At 34.5% G+C, this 22,657-nt stretch carries 11 protein-coding genes; 1 reads left to right on the top strand and 10 read right to left on the bottom strand.

The features are described from left to right. Positions 1-15: 15 nt before the first annotated feature. Positions 16-1,743 carry a sodium:solute symporter family transporter gene (locus REB14_RS10445; protein WP_079242750.1) on the bottom strand — a complete coding sequence of 576 codons (1,728 nt, stop codon included), beginning with the start codon at positions 1,741-1,743 and terminating at the stop codon, positions 16-18. A 245-nt stretch (positions 1,744-1,988) separates the two neighbouring features. On the opposite strand from REB14_RS10445, the gene REB14_RS10440 reads away from it, so the two are divergent. Beyond that, entirely contained in the window at positions 1,989-2,987 is a 999-nt protein-coding gene (locus tag REB14_RS10440) for a GntR family transcriptional regulator (protein ID WP_079242751.1), read from the top strand. A gap of 66 nt (positions 2,988-3,053) precedes the next feature. Here the strand turns inward: REB14_RS10440 and REB14_RS10435 are convergent, their stop codons facing one another. The 9 genes from REB14_RS10435 to REB14_RS10395 all read right to left on the bottom strand — a co-directional run bounded on the left by REB14_RS10435 (position 3,054) and on the right by REB14_RS10395 (position 22,653). Further along, complete coding sequence (locus REB14_RS10435) at positions 3,054-6,866, bottom strand: TIM-barrel domain-containing protein (RefSeq protein ID WP_309522125.1); 3,813 nt, start codon at positions 6,864-6,866, stop codon at positions 3,054-3,056. Between the two features lie 154 nt (positions 6,867-7,020). Then, complete coding sequence (locus REB14_RS10430; protein WP_079242753.1) at positions 7,021-8,673, bottom strand: RagB/SusD family nutrient uptake outer membrane protein; 1,653 nt, start codon at positions 8,671-8,673, stop codon at positions 7,021-7,023. Positions 8,674-8,694: 21 nt separating this feature from the next. Further along, positions 8,695-11,586, bottom strand: a complete 2,892-nt coding sequence (locus tag REB14_RS10425) for a SusC/RagA family TonB-linked outer membrane protein (protein ID WP_309522124.1) — start codon at positions 11,584-11,586, stop codon at positions 8,695-8,697. A gap of 886 nt (positions 11,587-12,472) precedes the next feature. Continuing rightward, positions 12,473-14,401 carry a glucosamine-6-phosphate deaminase gene (nagB, locus tag REB14_RS10420; RefSeq protein ID WP_079242755.1) on the bottom strand — a complete coding sequence of 643 codons (1,929 nt, stop codon included), beginning with the start codon at positions 14,399-14,401 and terminating at the stop codon, positions 12,473-12,475. 101 nt (positions 14,402-14,502) lie between these two features. Next, entirely contained in the window at positions 14,503-15,429 is a 927-nt protein-coding gene (locus REB14_RS10415) for an NAD-dependent epimerase/dehydratase family protein (RefSeq protein WP_309522123.1), read from the bottom strand. Between the two features lie 143 nt (positions 15,430-15,572). After that, on the bottom strand, positions 15,573-16,487 hold the full coding sequence (locus REB14_RS10410) for a nucleotidyltransferase family protein (protein ID WP_309522122.1): 915 nt from the start codon (positions 16,485-16,487) through the stop codon (positions 15,573-15,575). 663 nt (positions 16,488-17,150) lie between these two features. After that, positions 17,151-17,912: a LytR/AlgR family response regulator transcription factor gene (locus tag REB14_RS10405; RefSeq protein ID WP_079242758.1), complete on the bottom strand. Its 762-nt coding sequence runs from the start codon at positions 17,910-17,912 to the stop codon at positions 17,151-17,153. 79 nt (positions 17,913-17,991) lie between these two features. Continuing rightward, entirely contained in the window at positions 17,992-19,311 is a 1,320-nt protein-coding gene (locus REB14_RS10400; RefSeq protein WP_079242759.1) for a RagB/SusD family nutrient uptake outer membrane protein, read from the bottom strand. Positions 19,312-19,323: 12 nt separating this feature from the next. Further along, positions 19,324-22,653, bottom strand: a complete 3,330-nt coding sequence (locus tag REB14_RS10395; RefSeq protein ID WP_079242760.1) for a SusC/RagA family TonB-linked outer membrane protein — start codon at positions 22,651-22,653, stop codon at positions 19,324-19,326. Between the last annotated feature and the right edge of the window lie 4 nt (positions 22,654-22,657).

Raw genomic sequence — 22,657 nt, 5'->3', positions numbered from 1 at the left:
TCAAAATTATTTCTATTACCAAAAACGTACATAAACAGCAGTCAGAAGTAATAAAATAATGACGATCAGGAATAATGTTCTATTGTCCACATTGAACATATTTTTGTCTGTAACAAAAGCTTTTGGATTTACTTTTGGACCAAAGACACTTAAGAGAACCATTACAACTACAGTAATGAAAAATGACCACCCCATATTGATCAGGAAAGGAATCTCTGTAATGGTTTTCACCACACCATTTTCCAATTTTTCATAAGTAAATGCTGTATACATCCATGTTTCTTTTCCAAATAGTTCAACTGCAAAACTGTTAAAAAATATAGATAATAAAAAACCAAGAATAACTCCAACTATAGCAGCGGTTCCGGTAGTTCTTTTCCAAAACATCCCTAAAATAAACATAGCAAATACACCCGGACTAATAAAACCCGTATATTTTTGTATAAATGTGAAACCGCCTTCGCCACCAATTCCCAAAATATCTGTCCATGTAAATACCAAAGCAATAAGCATTGCCACTATAATTGCCCAACGTCCTGTTCTTACCAATTGCGTTTCAGATGTATTCGTTTTTAAATATTTTTTATAAATATCTAAAGTAAAAATGGTTGATATACTGTTTACTTTTCCGGCAAGTGATGCTACTATTGCAGCTGTTAAAGCCGCAACCGCAAGACCTTTAAGTCCAGATGGCAGCAAGCCTAGTATTGCAGAATAAGCACCATCTTTTACTCCATTAAAATTTGACAAATGGCCTTTTGTATAGAGTACATAAGCCGCAATCCCAGGAAGCACAACAATTACTGGCATAAAAAGTTTTAAAAATCCTGCAAATAAAATTCCTGTTCTTGCTGTTTTTAAATCTGCCCCTAATGCCCTTTGGGTAATGTATTGGTTACATCCCCAATAATTAAGTTGTACAATCCATTGTCCAGCAAAATACATTGCTAAACCTGGCAAAACTACATATTTCCGTACCGCTAAATTTTCTGACATTGATAAAGTAGTTGTGGTAATTTGTGGTTTATTTAGAATGAGGTTGAAATGTTCCGGAGCTTCTTTCAAAAGGGTATTTAAGCCCGTTAAAGCATTTCCAACAGCAGCACCATTAATTCTTTGATCCACAACCTGTAATGCCATATAAACTGTAGCAAAGCCACCAATAATAAGAACTGCCACTTGAATAACATCCGTGTAACCAATGACTTTCATTCCACCTAATCCAATAACCAAAGCCGTTAGTAAAAGGGCAACCATAATGATATGCAGATGGCCTCCACCAAGCAGTGAATCAATAGCTACAGCTCCTAAATAAAGAATGGAAGTAAGATTAACAATTACATATAAAAATAGCCAAAAGACTGCCATAATAAGAGAAACAGCCTTATTATATCTTGTTTCCAAAAACTGAGGCATCGTATAAATCTTATTTTTGAGATAAATAGGAATAAACCATACTGCAATAATTATAAGTGCAATTGCAGCCAGCCATTCGTAAGCGGCAACAGCTACTCCTGTGAAAAAACCTTCTCCACTCATCCCAATAAATTGTTCTGCTGAAATATTAGATGCGATCAAACTCGCTCCGATTGCCCACCATGTTAGTGAACCTTCTGCAAGGAAATAATCTTTACTTCCTGTAGTTTTTGATTTTTTCCGATTGTATATCCATAGGCCATATACTGTTACAACAAAAAAATAAATTAGAAATATAACAAAATCAAGTGTCGATAGTTTTCCCACGCTTAAAAATTTTTATAGTAAGTTTATCATAGATTTCTATACTTTTTCAGCACTTACATGTACCATAAAGTATTTAACAGGTTAGTAATCCTGATATATCATTTAGAATGAAATTTGTTTTTTTACACCAAAATCACATAAAAGAAACCCTTATATTATCAAATGTATAAATTTAGAAAACACAACCATACTTGTTCCTACCAGTTTTTGTATATTTACTACTAGTTTAAAAAATTGGCAATGTTATGAAGATTATTAAAATAATCCCTGATTCAGTTATTCCTAAATACCAACAGATTATAAATTCCATTGAACAAGCTCTTGCCCAACAACTATTAAAAAAAAATGACAAGTTACCTTCCATCAATAAAGTGTGTATGGAATTCGGTGTTTCTAGAGATACTGTCTTATATGCCTACGAAATACTGAAAAAGAAAGGAATAGTAAATGCTATTTTGGGCAAAGGATACTATATAAAAAGTACTGATTGGAATTTTGAAGAGCGCATCTTTTTACTGTTTGATGAACTGAATGCTTTCAAAGAAAACCTTTATTATTCCTTTTTGGAGGAGATACAGCAAAGAGCGAATGTTCATGTATTTTTCCACTACTTCAATATTGATGTCTTCAAAAAATTAATAGAAGAAAACAATGGAAATTACACAAAATATATAATTATGCCTGGGAATATGAATGATACAGCTCCCATTATTAAGATGCTTCCAAAGAAGGATGTTTACATATTGGATCAAACCAATATATCTTTAAGAGAATATTCATCAGTACATCAGAATTTCGCAAAGGACATGTACAGCGGATTATTAAAAGCGAAAACTAAGCTTGAAGCCTATCACAGATTAATTCTTATCTTCCCAGGACAAAAAGAGCCTGTAGGTATGGTAGAAGGATTTACCAGTTTTTGTGAACAGTATAAAATGAAGCATGAGATTATCTGTAATTTCACGGATGGGGAAATACTGAATGGAGATGTATTCATCATTCCGGATGACAAGCATTTAGTAAACGTCATTAAGCAATCTAAAAAGCAGAAACTAAAGATCAGAAAGGATTTCGGTATTATCTCCTACAACGAAACACCTCTTAAAGGTATTGTAGAAAATGGCATTACTACAATTTCTACAGATTTTTGGCAAATGGGAAAGATTTTGGCAGAAATGGTTCTTAATACAAAAGAAGGGAGAATTGAAAATGCTTCTAATTTAATCATAAGGAATTCTCTATAATTATTTTTGAACAAAGGCTCAGATTATAAAATCCGAGCCTTTATTTTTTAGCTTTAAACTTCGTAATTAGAAATCTATAGAATTCAGTGTTTTATCAACCAGCAAACCGTTAGAAGCTTTTATATTAAATGATCCGTTTCGTTTTGCTTTAAATTTAATGATGAACAAATCCGTTGTACCTTCTAAAGGACGTTTTTGTCCTACATTAACCAGCGTAGGATATAATATCTTCTCTTTGTTGGTATGTAATCTATCATAAGTTAAGTTTTCCATTTGTTCAAAATGTAATGGTGTAATGCCTATATATTCCAGTTCCTGCTGGTTATATGGAATGGCAAAACTCAGTGCATTTACAGATTGCAGATTACTACCTTTTACCACTACTTCTATAATATCATTCTTAGCATATTGCTGTTTGGAAGCAGAGACCGTAATGCTTCCCTGCAGTGGTTTCAATTCTTCATCGCTTACTCCTCCATCTATTTTTGTAGCGACGTTAGAAATATCAAATGCATCAATAAAACCGTTTTTATTAACATCTCCGTTACTAATATATCCTTCAAAATCAGAGTCACCCTTTTTCAGACCTGTATAATTCATATACGAAGTAAAATCATTCCTATCAATTTTCTGATCATTATTGATATCGCCAGGAAGTAAGCTTACAGAACCTGGTACTTTAAAGACGTATAGCTCATTTCCAGAAGCAATGTTTCTGAAAGCACTGCTGACTTCAATTTTAATGAATCTTGTAGTAGGATGTGTAGTAAAATCTAAAGATTTGGTTTTGTTATTTCTATCCCAGGTAAAAGAGTCAAGTTCTGTCCAATCTTTTTTATTATCACTATACGCAATTTTACCCTTCAGCCATATTCCGCTGTAACCACTACTTCTAGGGATATATTCTAGTTTGTTTATTGTATTAATAGAGCCTAAATCTAGAATTATTTCAAAAGGGACTTTACTCTTTTCATAATCTGAAAACCAGCTAGTGTTCACATCCTGGTCAAAAAGGTTTTCGATGCCTTCTCCTTCCTGGCTTGGAATTGTAGCGGTGGCTTTTATACCTTTAATTGCAAATTCATAAGGATTTTTATTGGTTTGGGAGGAAAAAGAAACCCAATCAGAAGTATTGGTTTTATTTACAGCCCTTAATTTAAAATCATATTTTGTTTCAGGTATAAGTCCTTCAAACAAGAAAGAGTTATCTTTTATATTACTGTATACCATATTATTATATAGTATTTCGTAGTAATCTGCATTAGGTATTTTATTCCACGATGGCACTATTGAATAGGCGGTGTTTGTATTTTCTGAAGTGACTGGTTTTAAAGTTTCTGCAAATGCTCCGGAATTGTTTTTCAATTGATTAGAACTGATAAATTGGTAATCTTTAATGACAAGTTCTACCTTGTTTTTGCTTATATCTGTAATTTCTGTTTTTACCCAAAGTTGCGGGTTTCGGGTAATCGAAACTTTTGAAAATCCAGAATCTTTTGTAGAGTAATTATTGAATTCCGGTTGGGTGTTGTAAAAATATACGTTTGTGGCACTATTGAATTCATCTAACGTATTTACTGTTTTCAGCTTCATATTTTTTCCTCCAATAGAAAGTTTTACACCGGATGGTTTTTTAGTGACATTAATTCTGAATTCTGTCATTTTTTCTTTTTCAAAACCATTAAAATTACCTTGAACAGGAGAAATGCTTATTGTTGCAGTATTTTTTACAACATTACTTTCTATAAGAGTGTTTACAGATTCTTTTTTCTTATAGTTTTCGGTTACGCCATCGTCATCATATTCTATAAAACTGGATTTTTCTGAAGGATACACTTCATAAATTCTTATTTTTTTATTGATTTGATGAACATTATTATTAGCATTTACCATCGGAATAATAGCGCCTGGTTTCACAAATAGAGGAAGCTTCCAAATGGGTGCATCGAAATGATTTAAAATAATTTCTCCTTCATACGTTTGTCCTGTGAAGTAATCAATCCAATTTCCTTTTGGGAGGTAAATATTATTTCTGATATCATTCCCTTCTTTATCCATTTTTGTAGCTTGATATATGGGTGCCACTAAAAAATAGGGACCATACAAATACTGGTACTGAGTAGATTTTCCGAGGGTATAATCATTAGCCTGTTGTAAAAACATTGCTCTGATGATTGGCAATCCATCTACAGCTTCATTAGCCACACTATAAGTATAAGGAAGTAAACTCGACTTTAATTTTAAATAATTCCTATTGATAGAAGTAGCTGGTTCACCTAAAGCCTGAGGATATTTTTCATTGGCTCCCCAGCCATCCATATTGAGCTGCATAGGAGTGAAGGTTTTCCATTGAAAATCTCTGGTATTGATAATTGGCTTTTCTCCACCAAAAATGCCATCCATATCCGAAGTAATGTTAGGCTGGCCAGACAAACCAGAACCTATATAAGTAGGAATATGGAATCTTATGTATTCCCACTCTCCACCTGTTTGGTCGCCTGTCCAAATACCTGCATATCGTTGTGACCCCGCCCATCCGTCCAGTGAAATGATAAAAGGACGACTTCCCTTACCATAGCGTGGCATTATTTGAGCGACATCTGAAATCCCATTCAGCCCGAATGAGTATCCAGGGCCTACCCAGGCAACATCTGTTTTTAGTACTCTTACGCCTGCATCTCCCACTTCTTTTATAATATCTCTCTGCAAAAGAGCAGCTACTCCTTCTTTTGGATGTAAATCTGACTGTGTCCACAATCCTATTTCTACTCCATTTTTTCTGGCATAATCTCCAAATGATTTTAAATTGGCGATGTTACCTTCCAAAGTTTCGGTTTGTCCATATCCTGCACCATAACCATCATTGGGCAATATCCATCCTAACGGCATATCTGTATCTTTATACCGGTCTATAACAGCTCTGGCAGAAAACTGATAATTGTTTTTTTCGCCATTTAACGATTCTTTAACTCCTCCATTGTCTTTTTGACTCTCTTTATATCTTTTTCCGTCTTCAAATGGTATTCCTTTATCGTCTTCCTTCCAATAATCTCTGTTGTAGGCATTAAGATGTCCTTCATAAAAACCAAACTTGGGCAAAAGTACAGGATTTCCTGTTAGTTGGTAAAAATCATTCAACAAAGATTTAGGGTTATCATCTACCATAAAGAAAACGTCCAGATAATTAGTCTCATGGGCCAATTTTACCTCATCTTTTTTTTGTTTACCAAAATCATAATATCCTTTTTTGAAAGTATGCCACATAAAACCATATCCATTTGTAGACCAATAATAAGGATTTGGAGACGCTACACCACCATCGGTCCAGTTATTTTGATTCACGATAAAAATAGTATTTCCTTTATGAGAGAATCTCCCATTCTGTACACCTCCTCCATAGAAATATTCATTTTTTCCCTGAGATAAAGTGAGTACTACTTCTTTAGAGTTAACCTCAATAGGAGCAATAAAAGAAAAGATCTCTTTATTAAGGTTCAGGTCAAATACTTTAAATAAAGAGGTTGCTTTTTCAATTTCAATTTTAATTTTATGGGTAGAAACAGAAACAGTTTGTGATAAATTATTGATTTCAATTTCTTTTACTTTTTTTCTAGGTTGATCTGCTAAAATCTGAGCAGGAGGTATCGCTTCCGGATTTCTTATTTCTCCGCCTTTGGGATCTAAAAACAATCTGAAAATATTTTCCCCATAAAAATCTATTATTATTTTTTTGTTGCCGGAAAGCAAAACTTCTACAGAAGTTCCTCCTTTCTTAGAAACATTCTCAATATTTTGAGCCTGAGCTTTTCCAATCGGGAGAAAAAGAAAGGAACTCAGGAGTAAAATCTTTTGAATTTTTGAATTTAAAACTGTATTCATTTACGTCGACTTTAATTATTAATTTACATTTTAAGATAAAATAAGCTGTAATCTTTTGTAATATTAAGACTTTCAAAAAATAGTTTTGTGTCAAAAGGGCAGCCTCTTTAAAAAAAATATAAATAACTTATTTCTGTATCTGTTTCTAGAGTTGTTAGTATCCTTTTGCTGCTTGGGCTTCTTTTAATTTTGGATTTAAATCCACCGCAGTTTGAGGGTAAGGGAATCTGTAAAATTTATCATTCCAAACTCTTGTTGCAACCTGTGCATTTGTTATATCATAAACTGTTTTCATTACATTGGGTGCAATTTTCCATCTTCTGATATCATAGAATCTATGTCCCTCATTAGCTAATTCTATTCTTCTTTCATTTCTAATAATATTCCTCAATGTCTCCTTTGTCTGAGTTCTGCTAACTCCGGTCATACCCACTCTATTTCTGATTTTGTCTAATGCATCATAAATAGAGGCATCTGGCCCATAAAATTCATTTTTTGCTTCAGCATAAGTAAGCAATACTTCTGCATAGCGAATCAGCATAAAATTATTACTTGCATATAAGTTTTCATCTAATGAGTTATAGTCTGCCATTTTTTTATAGTTATAGCCAATTTTTGATGTATTGTTTCCTCCCTTGCCCCATGTGAACAGATGGTTCGTTCCAAAGCCTTTTAGATAGGACCAAGGACCATTTGGGTGCATAATACTTGCATATAAACGGGTGTCTCTGTTTTTGAATTCGTCCAGATAGGTACCATTTGGATTTCCATTGTTATAGTTTACCGCTCTTGTATCATTAGAAGGAGGTGTAAATGTTGTTCCATCTTTTTTCCAATATGCATTTACCAAATCAATTGTTGGAGTGATAGAGCTCCATCCACTTTCTTCATTGGGCAATAGAAAAAGGGTCATGTAGTTGCTATATGTTCCTTTTGAATCTGGTACATACTGAGCTTCTAAAATTGATTCTATACTGCCCTCATTTTTAGCCCAGAATAATGCCTGATAATTACTTAAGCCTTTGTAAAAATTATCTTTATCCGTGGTAGAAGTAAAGGTAACAAAGCTATCGTAGTCTGTACTTGTATCTACTGAAGCTGTATTGAAAAGCCCGTAAGTTCCAGAATTCATTATGAGTTGAGCAGCTTCATAAGCTTCTTTATATTTTCCTGTGTATAAATAGACCCTTGCCTTAAATGCTAATACGGCTCCTTTTGTTATTCTACCTTTATCTTGACCGGAGGTATAGATAGCTGGTAAATCATTTTCAATAGCATTTAATTCACTGGTTACAAAATTATCAATTTCAGTTTCAGAAACTGGTGTAAGAGAAGCCCCATCCAGTTCACCTGATTTCTGCACTAATGGAAGAGCTCCGAAACGCTGAGATAAATCAAAATAATTAAAAGCTTTTATAAATCTTGCTTCTGCAATATATCTTTTAGCAAGATCTTTGTCCATTGGAATTTTATCAATATTTTCTAAAAAGGTATTTACTCTTCTAATTGTCGTAAAATCATATCCGAAATCTGTAGAAGGGAGTATGTCTCCTGCAGAAGCATTTACTGCAGTTGTTTCCCAAGGATATTGAGCATATGAATTATCGGTATAACTATCGTTGTACAAACTGCTAAAAGCCGCGGAAGACATGTATGCATAAATACCATTGAGTGCCATGGTAGCATCTTTTTCAGTTTTCCAAAAGGTATCTTGCGATATTTTGTCTTCCGGAAACCTATCTAAATTACAAGAACCAGTAACAATAGATAGAGTAATTGATAGCAATATAATTTTTATTTTTTTCATTTTTAGATATTTCATGTTAAGTTAAAAGGTTGCATTTATACCAAACGATACGGTTTTTAAATTCGGATATGTGGCACGGGCACTAGCCATTTCAGGATCAAAATCTTTCACCCTTTTGTCTCCTCTCAGCGTAAAGTAATTTTCTAAGTTTGTATATATTCTGAATTTTTTCAATCCTATGCGGTTAACTACTTCCTGAGGAAGAGAATATCCTAAAGTAACAGACTTGATTCTGAAGTAACTTGCATTAAAAAGCCAAAAATCTGAAGTAACACCTATATTCTGAGTTCCTCCTCCAGCCGGCAACACTCTATGGTACAAAGCATTAGGGTTTGGGTTTTCAGGAGTCCATCTGTTATCTAAAACATATTGCTTTACCCCTGCACCATTGAAAAATGCCTGAGAGGATTCTTTATCCAGATATACCTGAACATTCGCTACCCCTTGCCCCACTACACTGAGATCAAAATTTTTATATCTACCTCCTATGCTTAAACCATACGTAAAACTGGGAACATCATTTCCTATTACCGTTCTATCGTTTTCATTAACAACTCCATCTCCATTAATATCTACATACTTTATATCGCCAGGCTGAGAGGAACTGTATAATTTGGGATAATTATTATTAATATCTTCCTGGGTCAAGAGACCAGCAGTTTTATATCCGTAGAAATCACCAATTGAACCTCCTACCTGTGCTATCCAATAGTCATTGTATAGAGGTTTGCTATTGACAAGAGAAAGGATATTATTTTGGTTTTTAGCAAAATTAGCATTGATGTAAAAGTCTCCGTTTTCAAAATTTTTATTGTAACCCAAAGTAACTTCTATCCCTTTATTTTGTACGTCACCCGCATTAATTGGTGGTGTTTCGTTTTTGTCTGGATCACTGTCTATGAGTACACCTGTTTCATATGGTAATTGATTTTTCATTAAAGCACCTTTTGTAAGGCGGTTATATAAATCTACTGAGAAAGTGAAAGTATTGCTGAATAAAGATCCGTCCAGACCTATATTTTTGGCAACAATTTTTTCCCAACCTATATCAGAAAAACCAAGTCTGCCTGGTACCACTATCCCTACTATAGCATTTCCCAGAACTGAAGAACCATTATTCATATAGGTCTGACTATCATAATAACCAATAGTATTAATAGATCCGGCACTACCATAAGAACCTCTCAATTTCAGGGTATTAATAAAATTCAGGCTTTTAATAAAATTTTCTTTATCTAACCTCCAGGAAGCCATAACTGCCGGAAAATAGCCCCACCTGTTTTCTTTAGCAAAACGCGAAGATGCATCTGCCCTTATAATACCTTCTAGAAAATATTTTTCCTGATAATTATAATTGATACGGGCGAAAGCAGACTGGAAAGCATATTGCTGAGTATTAGATTTCAGTTCATCTAAGGTTCCGTCAAGAGTACTTAGAGCACTTAAAGAATGCAATCCATCTTTTGGTATATTAGATTTTTTACCTTCTATTGTTCTATTGGTATAGTCCTCATAAGAAGCACCTCCCAAAACTTTAAAATAATGTGATGATATATTTTTTTCATAGCTAATCAGGACCTGAGTATTGAGTAATTCATCAGTTTCCCATTTTTCTTGATAGTTGTTAACTGCTCTCGCAGTTGCACTAATAGGAGCTTTCGTTAAAAAATTGTACACAGGGTTTAGTGTATTTATAAAAGAACCTGAGCGGTAATTCCAGTTGGAATAGCTGATTTGAGCATCTATATTTAATCCTTTTACAGGAACGTAGTTTGCAGATAATGCTCCCATAAATTTTTGATCATTTGATTTAGAATCTCCACCTTCTATGTTATTTCTTACGGGGTTGGTATTTGCAAATGTATTATCTACTTTACCCGCATTCATAGATCCCCACCATCCATTGGATTGTCTTACCGCCATGGTAGGGGATATCCTTGCCAATTCTATCGTATTAATACCACCTCCCTGATCATTGATCATTTGTTTAATAAATGATATATTAGAATTTACTGTAAGTTTATCACTTAATTTAGAGGATGTATTTGTTCTAAAAGAATACCTCTCCATACCTTTTGTAGGGGACAGAGATTCCTGTTTCAAATACCCTAAACTTGCGAAATAACGAGTTTTATCTCCACCAGCTACATTAATCTCATTATTAAGCACATTGGCCATTTTTCTGTAAGTTTCTTTATACCAGTCTGTGTTAGGGTATCTGTCTAAATCTGTACCTGCAGCTGTAAGGTCTATTTGCTCTTGCTTGTACTGAGAAAAATGACCAACATTATTATTAGCATTATAATATGCTTCATTTTTTAGTTTCATATATCCAACAGCATCTACGTATTTAGGTAAATAAGTGGGAGTCTGATAGGCATTATACATATTATAACTTATACTCATCTTACCTCCACCACCTTTTTTGGTCTCGACAAGAACTACTCCGTAGCCAGCTCTTGTACCATAGATAGCTGCTGAAGCATCTTTTAATATGCTTATATTTTCTACATCAGCCGGACTTAGCCTGGAAAAGTCTGCAGCACTTGAGAGAATACCATCTATAATATAAAGTGGTGAATTACCTGCAACACTCCTTCCCCTTACATTTAAGTTTGGAACAGACCCTACATCTCCTAAAGAAGATTTAATTGTAACTCCGGGTAAAGCACCTTGTATACTGGCGGTTAAACTTGTTGTTGGGCGATCCTGTAGTATCCTTTTGTCAACAGAAGCTATAGATCCGGAAACAGTTCCTTTTTTCTGTTTTCCATATCCTACTAAAACAACTTCTTCCACGTTTTTTACTTTCTTCATGATAGTGTCCGAAGGTTTGTTTTTAGTTTCTTGTGCATGTACTAATGATACAGAGGACATTAGGACTGCACTCAAAATAATCTTTTTTTTCTTCATGTTTTTAACTTTTATGGGAATATTATTCTATCTAAGGGGAAATTATTTTCTAACTAGTTGTTTGTTTTATTTTCCTTTGCATGAGGGAAACCATCTGTTACTAAAACATTAACTATTTGTTACCCAAATGTATATTTTTACTTTACACCTCCATACTGGTAACCACCAGTTTTTAACCCTTTACCACCAGTTTGGAAATGATTAGAATATGTCTTGTTAAAAAGACTTCTGTAAATTGATGATGGTTGACAAACTTAATTCCTGCTTTTTACTTAAAAAAAACAAACCCAACACATTGATAACCTAAACAATAACAGTGTTCTTATTTTATTTTCAGTAGATCAACGATCAAATATTAATGCTAATTTTTAAAGGTTAAAAAATGTCCATTAAACAAGTTTTGGAATTAATTTTCAAACTTTTCAGGCAACATTTCTCACGCAAAAAATATGTTTTACTAGCTTCTGTTTTGTGTTTTAATAATGAATAATACGCCAAAGAACGTTGAAGGATATCTTCAGCATCAGTAGCTTTACAACTTTTTTGGATTGCAAGAAAAAGAATTGTGAATAAGTTTAGAAAGGCCAAGACCATCATTAATTACTTCAATAAGATATACAACAAGGTGTATCTAAATTAGATTTATAGATTTTGTATTGGTGAAGAATTACTTCCTATCAAAGCATGGAATAGAGTGCAAAGAATTTCGATTATAACTACCCAATAACTTTGCAAATTGTCTAAAACTTCTGCAATATATCCTTGAAATATAGACGTAATGACTCCTTTCACAAACCTTTAGGAAGTGAAACTTGTTATGCATCATTTACGGTATTTACCAGAACTTGTGTTTTTCTGTTTACCCTGTTTATTGAATTTTAATTTTTTAGAATTTCCACCTTACAAAAGCTTCCATGGCAGCATAAGTAGCAAGCCCCATTTTATGATAGGTCTCTGCTGTTTCTTTGTTTCTTTCTTCAGCTCTTTGCCAGAATTCTCTCATGTCTGTTCCCTGGAATACAACTCCGTCTTTTTGAGACTGATGCTTGAAAATTCCATAGCGTTTCTCCAAAATCTGGTCCGGGCTTAATGGAACTGCCATTTCTATTTCTTCTATAGACCATTCTTTCCATGCTCCTCTATATAGCCATAACCAACAATCTTTCATGTATTCCTTTGATTTTAAATTTTTAACAGATTCAAAAACAGCATCTAAACATACTTTGTGTGTTCCATGAGGATCTGCTAAATCACCAGCTGCATATATTTGATGTGGTTTTACCCGGTCGATTATATCTGTTACAATTTCTATATCTTCTGTACTCAATGGTTTTTTTTCTATTCTGCCTGTCTCATAGAAGGGCATTTCCAAAAAATGAATCTGGCTGTCTGGTATTCCCACGTAATAACAAGTGGATTTTGCTTCTCCTTTTCTTATTAACCCCTTTATATGTCTTACTTCAGGAATGTCTACATCACTATTTTTCTTATTTTGCAAAAACTTGATGGCTTTGTCAAAAATCTTTTGGGCTGCATTATTTTCAATACCAAACATTTCGTTGTAATCACATACAAAATTTGCAAACCGCAATGCTTCAGAATCTGCTACGGCTATATTTCCGGAGGTTTGATAAGCAACGTGAACCTCGTGCCCTTGTTGATGCAGCCTTATGAAAGTTCCGCCCATACTAATAATATCATCATCCGGATGTGGACTGAATATAAGAACTCTTTTCTTCGCCGGAGCTTTCCTTTCTGGCCTATTGCTATCATCTGCTCCTGGTTTACCTCCTGGCCATCCCGTTATGGTATGTTGTAATTTATTGAAAATTTGAATATTGATATTGTAGGCTGGTCCTTTATCTGCCAACAGATCGCTCATTCCGTTTTCTATATAATCCGAATCGGTAAGCATCAATATTGGTTTTTTTATTTTTTGGGCTAACCCCAAAACTGCTTTTCGGATTAATGTATCAGTCCATTCTATTTTTTCCACCAGCCATGGAGTATTAATTCGGGTAAGTTTATGAGCTGCTGCCTGATCTAATACAAAAGTAGCGTTTTTGTGTTCCTGCAAATAAGAGGCTGGTACCAGATTGGTAACTGGGCCTTCTACAGACTCTTTTATAATATTTGATTTAGATTCACCCCAGGCTAGTAGTATTACTCTTTTCGCTTCCATTATTTTCTTCACCCCCAATGTAATAGCTGTTCTGGGAGTATTTGACAGTCCTAAAAATTCATTGCTTGCTGCTACTCTTGTGATATGGTCTAAAGCTACAAGACGGGTTTTGGAATTTTGTAGGGACCCCGATTCATTAAATCCAATATGACCATTACCACCAATACCCAGAATCTGCAAATCTATCCCTCCCAAGGCTTCTATTTTAAGTTCATATTCTGTACAATAATCTGCTATTTCTTCTTTGGATAATATTCCGTCAGGAATGTGATAATTTTCAGGAAGAATATCTACTTTATCAAACAATAACTCTTTCATAAAACGAACATAACTATGTACAGAATCTGGTTCCATAGGATAATATTCGTCAAGGTTGAAAGTAATTACGTTTTTGAAACTCAGACCTTCTTCTCTGTGCATTCGCACCAGTTCGGCGTATAAACTCTTGGGTGAGGAACCTGTAGCCAACCCTAAAATACAAGGCTGCTTTTGAGACTGTTTTACACGTATAAGGTCAGAAATTTCTTTTGCTACAGATTTTGAAGCAGAAAGCGAATCTGTGAAGATAACTGTTTCTATCTTTTCAAATCTTTTTTCAAATCCTGTGGAGAAATCTATTGTGCTTTTCAACATATTGATTTGGTTTTGGTAAGTATTAAAATTAAATTTTTATATAGAATTTTTATTTCTAAATTTTCAATTATTTATTTTTTTTAGTTAAAAGACTACTATTCTTACCCTTCACTATTTCTTCTATCATAATATTCTATTGTTTCTAATAATGCCTGGTCTAAAGAATAAAGAGGTTTAAATCCTAATTGTTGAAATTTGGAAGGATCAGCTGTAGAATGCTTAATATCTCCTGCCCGTTCTTCGAAAAAAACAATTGGTGATTTTGAATTAATAATTTCAATAATCTTTATAGCAAGCTCAATAATAGAAGTACTCTGTCCTAAAGCAATATTATAAACGGAAACTCCTTTTTCTGATGCAAAAATATTAGCACGAACTATATCTTTTACATAAATGAAATCTCTGGTTTGATGTCCATCTCCATAAATAATAATCGGTTCATTTTTTAATGCTTTATTTATAAAAATGGGAACGGCAGCTGCATAGGCAGAATCAGGGTTTTGTCTCGAACCAAAAACATTAAAATATCTCAATGAAACAGTGGGTATTTGCCATTGTTTTTGATACATGTCCAGGTAATATTCTCCATCCAATTTAGTAATGGCATAAGGAGTCATAGGTTTTGGAACCATGCTTTCTATTTTAGGAAGAATAGGATCATCTCCATAATTAGCAGCAGAGCTTGATAAAATAACCTTACAGCCATAATTATTTTTAGCAGCTTCCAAAACATTAATTGTTCCATGTGTATTGATATCTATACACTCTGAAATATTGATTAAAGACTCTGGTACGCTTACTAATGCTGCAAGATGAAAAATAGCTGTGGTTTCCTGTGCACATTTAAAAAGAAGGTTTTTATCTCTTATATCTCCATTGATAAATTCAACATCTAATCCTTCCAGATTTTTTTTAATTCCTGTTCTTAAATTATCTAATACGATAACATGATGCCCATTTTTTGATAGTTCCTCAGCAATATGGCTTCCGATGAATCCTGCTCCACCTGTAATGAGATATTTTTTCATAAATCAAATAATCATTTCATTATATTATTGCTCTGAGCTATCTATAGGTTTTAACTAACTGTTTTTGGTATAGGATAGCGTAGGCCATTTCTAATAAGTACTCGTTAAGGAAATAGGATAAAAGGACTGGTTACAATGCCAGATTATTCCCATAAATTCTCTGGATACAGCTTCTTCATTCTTAATTCTGAAATCCTTTTTTGTACAATTTCTTTATCTTCAGGATAGGTAACTCCAAACCACCTGTCATTAGATTTCAATAATTTTACGTTAACTTTTCCGGATGCTATACTGTCGGCAACCAAAGTTGGCAAATAGTATTCTGCTTTTAAACTCTCTTTATTTTTCTCTAAAAAACGCTTAAAAGAATCATTGCCAAATTCAAAACACCTGGGTGTGAACCCCCAAAAATTCATAGATACTGTTACCTCCTCTTCAATTATTGTAAAACTCTCGTCTTCTTCTTTGTACCTTAGCCCGTTTTCACTTTTCTCTATATATGTTCTTTCAGTTACATTTAATAAGTTTCCATTACAATCTACATCACATACTCCTCGGGAAACATAACCATGATCAGAAACTGTATTCTTCAGTAAATAGCCTATCATACTAAAATTATAAGAGTTAATGTCTGTTTTTTTAAGAAAATCATACATCACCATAAAGGCATCTCTTCCATAAAAATCATCAGCATTAATAATGGCGAAGTTTTCGTGTACCACATCTTTAGTAAGCAGTAAGGCATGCCCTGTTCCCCAGGGTTTGATACGTTCTGCATTTAGATATTTCAGAGGGACACTATCAATCTCCTGATACACATATTCTATCTCAGCTTTTCCTTTTATTTTTTTTTCTATTAATGACTTAAATTCAATTTCAAAACTTTTACGAATAATGAAAACAAACTTCTTAAAACCAGCCTGCAATGCATCATATAAAGAAAAATCTATAATTGTATCTCCCTGTGGAGTAAATATATCTAACTGTTTAAGACCTCCATATCTGCTGCCCATTCCGGCTGCTAAAACGATGAGTGTAGGATGGTGATTTGTATTCATTTCTTTAATAAATTTATTTTTGAGTAAGTATCTTGAAAATTATAATCCCTATTCCGGGATTTTCTTATGCAATCTTAAAGTTTCATACAAAAATCACTACAAATTCATAAAATGAAACCTTATACAAAACTTATATATTTTCAATAAAAAACAAAAATAACAGGTACTACAGAGATACACCACAATATTACACGATTGATTTACAATAATTTACCATTATAAAAACAGATAATTATGATGATAATAATGAATTTGTTCCAATTTTTTATGACCAGAAAATCACAGAATCTTGTAAAAATAATAAGAAGTAATAAGGTTTAATTTAAAGTTATGGGCTGTTCGCAGTGAGTGAAGTTTTAAAAACGAAAGCAAAGACTGCAAATAAAAATTTTGCTGAAAAATTATTATTAATTCATTAATTCGTGTATTGTACCCAAACAATTAATAATTTTCAAAATACTGAATAACAACAAATTAAACTTAAAAATAAATAAAGCAGTACCGGTGTAGTAGATCTTTTTTTATTATTTTGATTAATAATTTTCACATTTGAGATCAATTAATCAGATAAAATCGAATGGTAAGAAATGTTTCGGGTATTTTCTGACTACACAGTAAAATAACTGATTAATGATCATTCATTTCTGTAGCCCAAAAGTAGAATTACTTATTCAGCCAGCTTAAGCATTCAGCGATTTGCATTTTACTGATAAAAATTTCAGTATTCACTTCCGGTTCCGGTGAGAGCCTAAGTTCTACTTTCTGGCTGGAATGTTTGATAATTTCTGAAACTGCGTCTTTATTGATGATAAACTTGCGGTTTATTTTAAAGAAAATTTCGGGATTCAACTTCTGAATAATATCTTTAATGGTATCATCATAAATATAGGTCTGATGATCTTTAGTAGTGAGGAAAAGGTATTTCCCGGATGCAAAAAAATAAGCGGTGTTATGTTCGTCTATTGATTTGAGTTTATTCCCCTCTCTTACCATAAAACGTTTCATGACCTCATCGCCTGCCTGTCGCAGTGATGAAATAGATTTAAGTACAGGTTCAGGGTCGAAATTATTTCTTATGGAAATAAATTTTTGTAAAGCTTTATGCAAATCTTCTTCCTCGAAAGGCTTCAGAAGATAATCAATGGTGAAATGTCTGAAAACCCTCATCGCATATTCGTCAAATGCGGTAATGAAAATAATCGGGGTAAAAAGCTCTATCTGTTCAAAAATTTCCAGGCTCATTCCATCTCCAAGATGAATATCCATAAAAATGAGATCTGCCGAATCTTTCTCAAAGAAATCAATTGCCTGTTTTTTGGAACGAAGAATAACAGTCTCTGTAACAGGGACAATGTTCTGTGTATCTAAAAGATTTTTCAGATAATTCACAGCCAGCAGCTCATCTTCTATAATGGCAATTTTCATAACGATGCAAAAGTACAAAAAAACCGCTGAAACAATTAAGTTCAAGCGGCTTCCTCTGTATTGAATTTGATATGAAGTTCTATAAATTAGGGTTATTCTTCTTCGCACTCATTGGATATTCAATAGTATATCGCGGATCATTCTGCTGAAGAATATACTCATTACCACTAATGGTGTGGCTTATTTTTTTCTGATTTGCTCTTCTTAAGTCGAACCATCTTTGGCCTTCCAAAGCAAATTCTCTGAATCTCTCATCCAGAATAAAGGTCATAAATGCTGCAGAATCCATTGAGTTTACTGCATTTTGTACTGAAGTATATCCATCCGGAGTATATCTGTTTTTTAATACTTTCAGAAGTGTTTCTTTAGCTTCTGCCAGTTTATTCAACTTTAATAATGCTTCAGATTTTATAAAGTATTGTTCAGCTGTTCTGAAAGATACTTTAAATTCTAAACTTCCTCCTTTGGTGACTTTATACTTACTACCATTTTTTTCAAAATACATGCCAAACCTTTTATCTGCCGTAGAATTGTATGAAGAAATCAATTCCGGAGATGCAAAAGATAAATTCTTTATAGAGTTATCCCATGTATTATCCAAAGCCATGATAGACTCCGGAGAAGCATAATGGTTGGGTGGTGTGTTGACAGTATTTAAATTGCTCAAATCTCCTTTTACTGCCAATACCTGATCTGCATAGTTTAAAGCCTTATTCCAGTCTCCTTCATATAGAGCGGCTCTTGCCTCAAATGCCAGCAATGCTGTTTTTGAGAATCTATAATTGACTCCCAGTACCTGTTTCTGCTCCACCATCAGATCCTCAGCCTTTTTAAGGTCTGCATGAACCTGTGTATATACTTCCTGTACAGAAGATGGCTTCAATACCTGCTCAAGATCAATTTCAAGATTGATAGGAACTCCTCTGTCAGTAGAAGCTGTAGCACTATTGTACGGTTTTCCATATAAATTCACCATATCAAAATAAAGGTAAGCACGAAGAGCATACGCTTCTGCTAAAATCTGGTTCTTTTCAGGAGAGTCCTGCATGGTTTTGCTTCCTTCATTGATAATCTGATTCAGATAGAAGTTCACGGAATAAAAGCTTACCCATGGAAATTCTGTAGATGCCTGATCATTGTTAGCGTCTTTCCACATCGCAATTTCACGATAGGAAATAAAATCTGTTGAATTATCATCAATACTCACCTCATCGGTACGAAGTGCCACCAGTGATTTGTGAACAGGATATTTTGAATACGCAGATGTAAGGACTTTTCTATAGTCTTCAGTAGTCGTAGGAATCACTTTCCCTTCAGGCTGAATATCTAAAAACCTGTCGCATCCGATACTGCTAAAGCTGATTGCTGCAAGTGCTATGATTGCTGTAATTTTTCTCATTTTTCTCAAGTTTTAAAAAGAAACATTAAATCCTACGGTCACCGACTTGGTGATAGGCTGTGCATAAATATTACCATACGTTTCCGGATCAAAATATCCGTTATATCCGTTACTGAATACAAACAGGTTACGCCCTTCAACACTCAGTCTCAAACTTGTGATTCCCATCGGATTTGTAAATTCTTTAGGAAGTGTATAACCCAAACGGATACTGCTGATTCTGATATAGCTGATTTCTTTTGCCCATACATCCAGTAAGCTGTAAGCATTTGAACGGTTTCCGGTAAACCATTTATTCGCCATCCATCCGTCCGGGTTAGCTTCCATATCAGGACTTGTAATTCCCGGAAGCGAACCTCCAGCTTCATAAATATCTCTTGTGTAGTTTCTTCCTCGGTCTAACTCCATACCTCGGTAAGAAGGAGTTCTCATTACCGTCTGCTTCAGGTTGAATGTTGCAGAGATAGTAAGGTCAAAATTACTTACTTTAAATGTGTTGATAATACCTCCGGTAAATTTCGGATCTCTGTCTCCCACATAGGTAAACAAGCTTCTTAGCTCCGCATTTGAAAGTTTGGTATCAACAAGCTGCCCTGGTAGGAAATCTGCATATACATCATATAACTTAAAGAATTCTGCTGCTGAAATCTTCTGATCTCCTTTCCAGAATAATGGGTTTCCCTGTTCATCCATTCCTGCAGTTTTCAAAGCAAAAACAGCATTTACAGGAAGTCCTTCTCTTGAGGGAAGCAATGCATTATCACGCGGCTGCTCGCTCAATACTCTACTCTTGTTGTGAGCAAAGTTGATGGTAGTTGTCCATTTGAAATTATCATGATTGATGTTTCTGGTAGATATGGCCAATTCAAAACCTTTATTGGTTAAGCTTCCCCAGTTCATCATCGTATATTCGAAACCAGTTTCCAAAGGAGTTTCTTTCATACTGATCATATCCGTTCCTTTTCTGCTGTAGACATCAGCGGTAAGGCTTACACGGTTATTGAACAATCCTAAATCAAGTCCTAAGTTGGTATTGGTAGTTTTTTCCCATCTCAATTTATCGTTTGGAGGGCTGAGAACATTGATAATGGATTCTTTTCCTCCCGGAAGAATGGTGGCATCGTTATATTCACCGATAAAGAATGGTGAAGTGTTTCTGTCAATATTTCCCTGAAGACCATAAGATGCTCTCAGTCTCAGGTTGGAAACTGCAGAAATATTTTTCATAAAGTCTTCCTTCGTTACCAGCCATGATCCTGAAACGGCCCAGATTGGAAGGTATTTATACTTTTTGTTAACCCCGAAAAGGTTAGTTCCATCATATCTTACACTTCCGAAGAATGTATATTTCTGATCGTACGTATAAGAAGCTGTAGCAAACATAGACGCATAAGCATTCTCTATAGGAGCTGCTTCACGGTAGGTTTCATATCTTTTGTCCGCTGCAAAACTTGAATTCGGGAAAACGATTGCTGTGGCTCTTCTTGTTGCAGGATCGTATCCGAAAGCCCTTGTGATAGTCGTGTTATCTTCTGTTTTACGGATTTCTGTACCTGCCATCAAATCAATTTCATGCTTATTGATCTTTGTGCTGTACGCTGCCTGCAATTTCCAGTTGTACTGGAAGAAATCATTATCCCAGTTTTGCTTTACCGCACCAGCCGGTAGAAAGTAATTGTATTTACCGTCTTTGTAGTAACGGGTATTTTCTCTCATTTTTCTGGTGAAGTAGGTATTCTCTGCTGCAAATTTCTCTGTTTTATTAGCATCATACTGAAGACCCAACTGAGAGGTAAATCTTAAACTTTTTGAAGCTTTGTATTCTAAATCTAAAATCGCTTTCAAAGAGTTATTTTTGAGAGAATAGTTTGTATTCTCTCTTTCTTCAAGGAAATTGAAAGGAATATAACGGTCTTCAAAACCATCCATATCTTTATCATAGTTGTAACTTCCATCTGCATTAAAAGGTCTAAGATATGGATTGGCATTTCTTGAATAGTTAACCGGGTTTATTGAAGCATCAGCATCCGTTACAAAAGATGTACGTTCACTTTGCGTTCCGAAAATAGAGATTCCTGCATTTAACTTATCGCTTAATTTATAATTATTTTTTAAAGTCAGGTTATAACGTTTAAAACCTGTCCCGATAGTTGTTCCTTCTTCATCATAGTATCCCAGAGAGAAATAATAATCTGCACGATCACTTCCTCCGGAGACACTTAATCCGTATTGTTTGTTGATGGCATTTCTGTACAATAGTTTGCCCCAGTCTGTGTTGTTATTTCTTAAACCATTAATCTGCTGGCGTGTGAATGAATTCAACGCATCAAAACCTCCGTTTCTGAAAGCATCAAGCTGGGTGTTCTGAGTCAGAATTCTCATTACTTCTCCTTTATCTGCACGATACGTAAGATCTGCACGCTTGGCAAGCATCAGTTCCAGATCTACTTTTTCAGAGGCATTTAAAAGGTTTAGTTTATCAAAGTCAGGACGTGATGTAACGAAAGTATCTGCTGAGAAATTCAGTTTCAGACTTCCTTTCTTTCCTTTTTTAGTGGTAATGGAGATAACACCGTTTGCTGCTCTTGCTCCATAAATAGCTGTTGCTGCAGCATCTTTAAGGATGGTAATATCTTCAATATCATTCGGGTTTAAGCCCGCGATAGAGAAGTTCTGAAGCTGGTCGATATTGTCTTTATCGGTAAAGTTCGGAACATCATTTCCTTCTAACGGAAGACCGTCAATTACCCATAACGGGTCCTGAGGGCCGGAAAGAGAAGCAGTACCTCTGATTCTGATCTTCGCCGGACTTCCCGGAGCTCCCGTTTCAGGAGTTACAGCCACACCGGCAATCTGCCCTGCCAGCATCTGATCTACACTGGCAACACCAGCCTGACTGATGTTGTCCATTTTCACTGTAGAAACCGCTGAGGTCTGCTTACGCTTTTCAATTTTCTGATATCCGGTAATGATAACTTCCTGGATTTTATTTTTATCTGAAATCTCAGAAGTCAGTCTGATGGTATAGTTGGTTTGTCCTTCATTAAGCTGAATAACTCTGGATTCGTAACCTGGATAACTTACCAAGACTGTTTTTGTATCTTCAGGAATTTCCAGAATGAATTTTCCGTCCTTATCGGTTACTGTACCTACTGATACACTTTCGATAATTCCTGCTAATTCTGTTTTTGTAGAGACCGACTGAGTCTCTATTTTTATAGATGCACCGGTAATAATGTTAGATGTATTTGCATCTTCAATTTTCCCGGTGATGGTTTTCTTTTGCTGGGCCATTGCTATATTAGCAGCCAAAAGAGGTAAAAGTATTAGAGTTTTTTTCATTGCC

It is taken from the genome of Chryseobacterium metallicongregator, from assembly GCF_031324065.1.
GTDB classification, from domain to species: Bacteria; Bacteroidota; Bacteroidia; order Flavobacteriales; family Weeksellaceae; genus Chryseobacterium; species Chryseobacterium metallicongregator.
The sequence above is the reverse complement of the archived record's forward strand: the minus strand, read 5'-3'. Positions and strand labels throughout refer to the sequence as shown.

Coding starts and splice junctions, on each gene's coding strand:
- REB14_RS10410 (WP_309522122.1), bottom strand. CDS start 16,487: ATGAATACAAATCACCATCCTACACTCATCGTTTTAGCAGCCGGAATG.
- REB14_RS10405 (WP_079242758.1), bottom strand. CDS start 17,912: ATGAAAATTGCCATTATAGAAGATGAGCTGCTGGCTGTGAATTATCTG.
- REB14_RS10440 (WP_079242751.1), top strand. CDS start 1,989: ATGAAGATTATTAAAATAATCCCTGATTCAGTTATTCCTAAATACCAA.
- REB14_RS10425 (WP_309522124.1), bottom strand. CDS start 11,586: ATGAAGAAAAAAAAGATTATTTTGAGTGCAGTCCTAATGTCCTCTGTA.
- REB14_RS10400 (WP_079242759.1), bottom strand. CDS start 19,311: ATGAGAAAAATTACAGCAATCATAGCACTTGCAGCAATCAGCTTTAGC.
- nagB (WP_079242755.1), bottom strand. CDS start 14,401: ATGTTGAAAAGCACAATAGATTTCTCCACAGGATTTGAAAAAAGATTT.
- REB14_RS10430 (WP_079242753.1), bottom strand. CDS start 8,673: ATGAAAAAAATAAAAATTATATTGCTATCAATTACTCTATCTATTGTT.
- REB14_RS10415 (WP_309522123.1), bottom strand. CDS start 15,429: ATGAAAAAATATCTCATTACAGGTGGAGCAGGATTCATCGGAAGCCAT.
- REB14_RS10395 (WP_079242760.1), bottom strand. CDS start 22,653: ATGAAAAAAACTCTAATACTTTTACCTCTTTTGGCTGCTAATATAGCA.
- REB14_RS10435 (WP_309522125.1), bottom strand. CDS start 6,866: ATGAATACAGTTTTAAATTCAAAAATTCAAAAGATTTTACTCCTGAGT.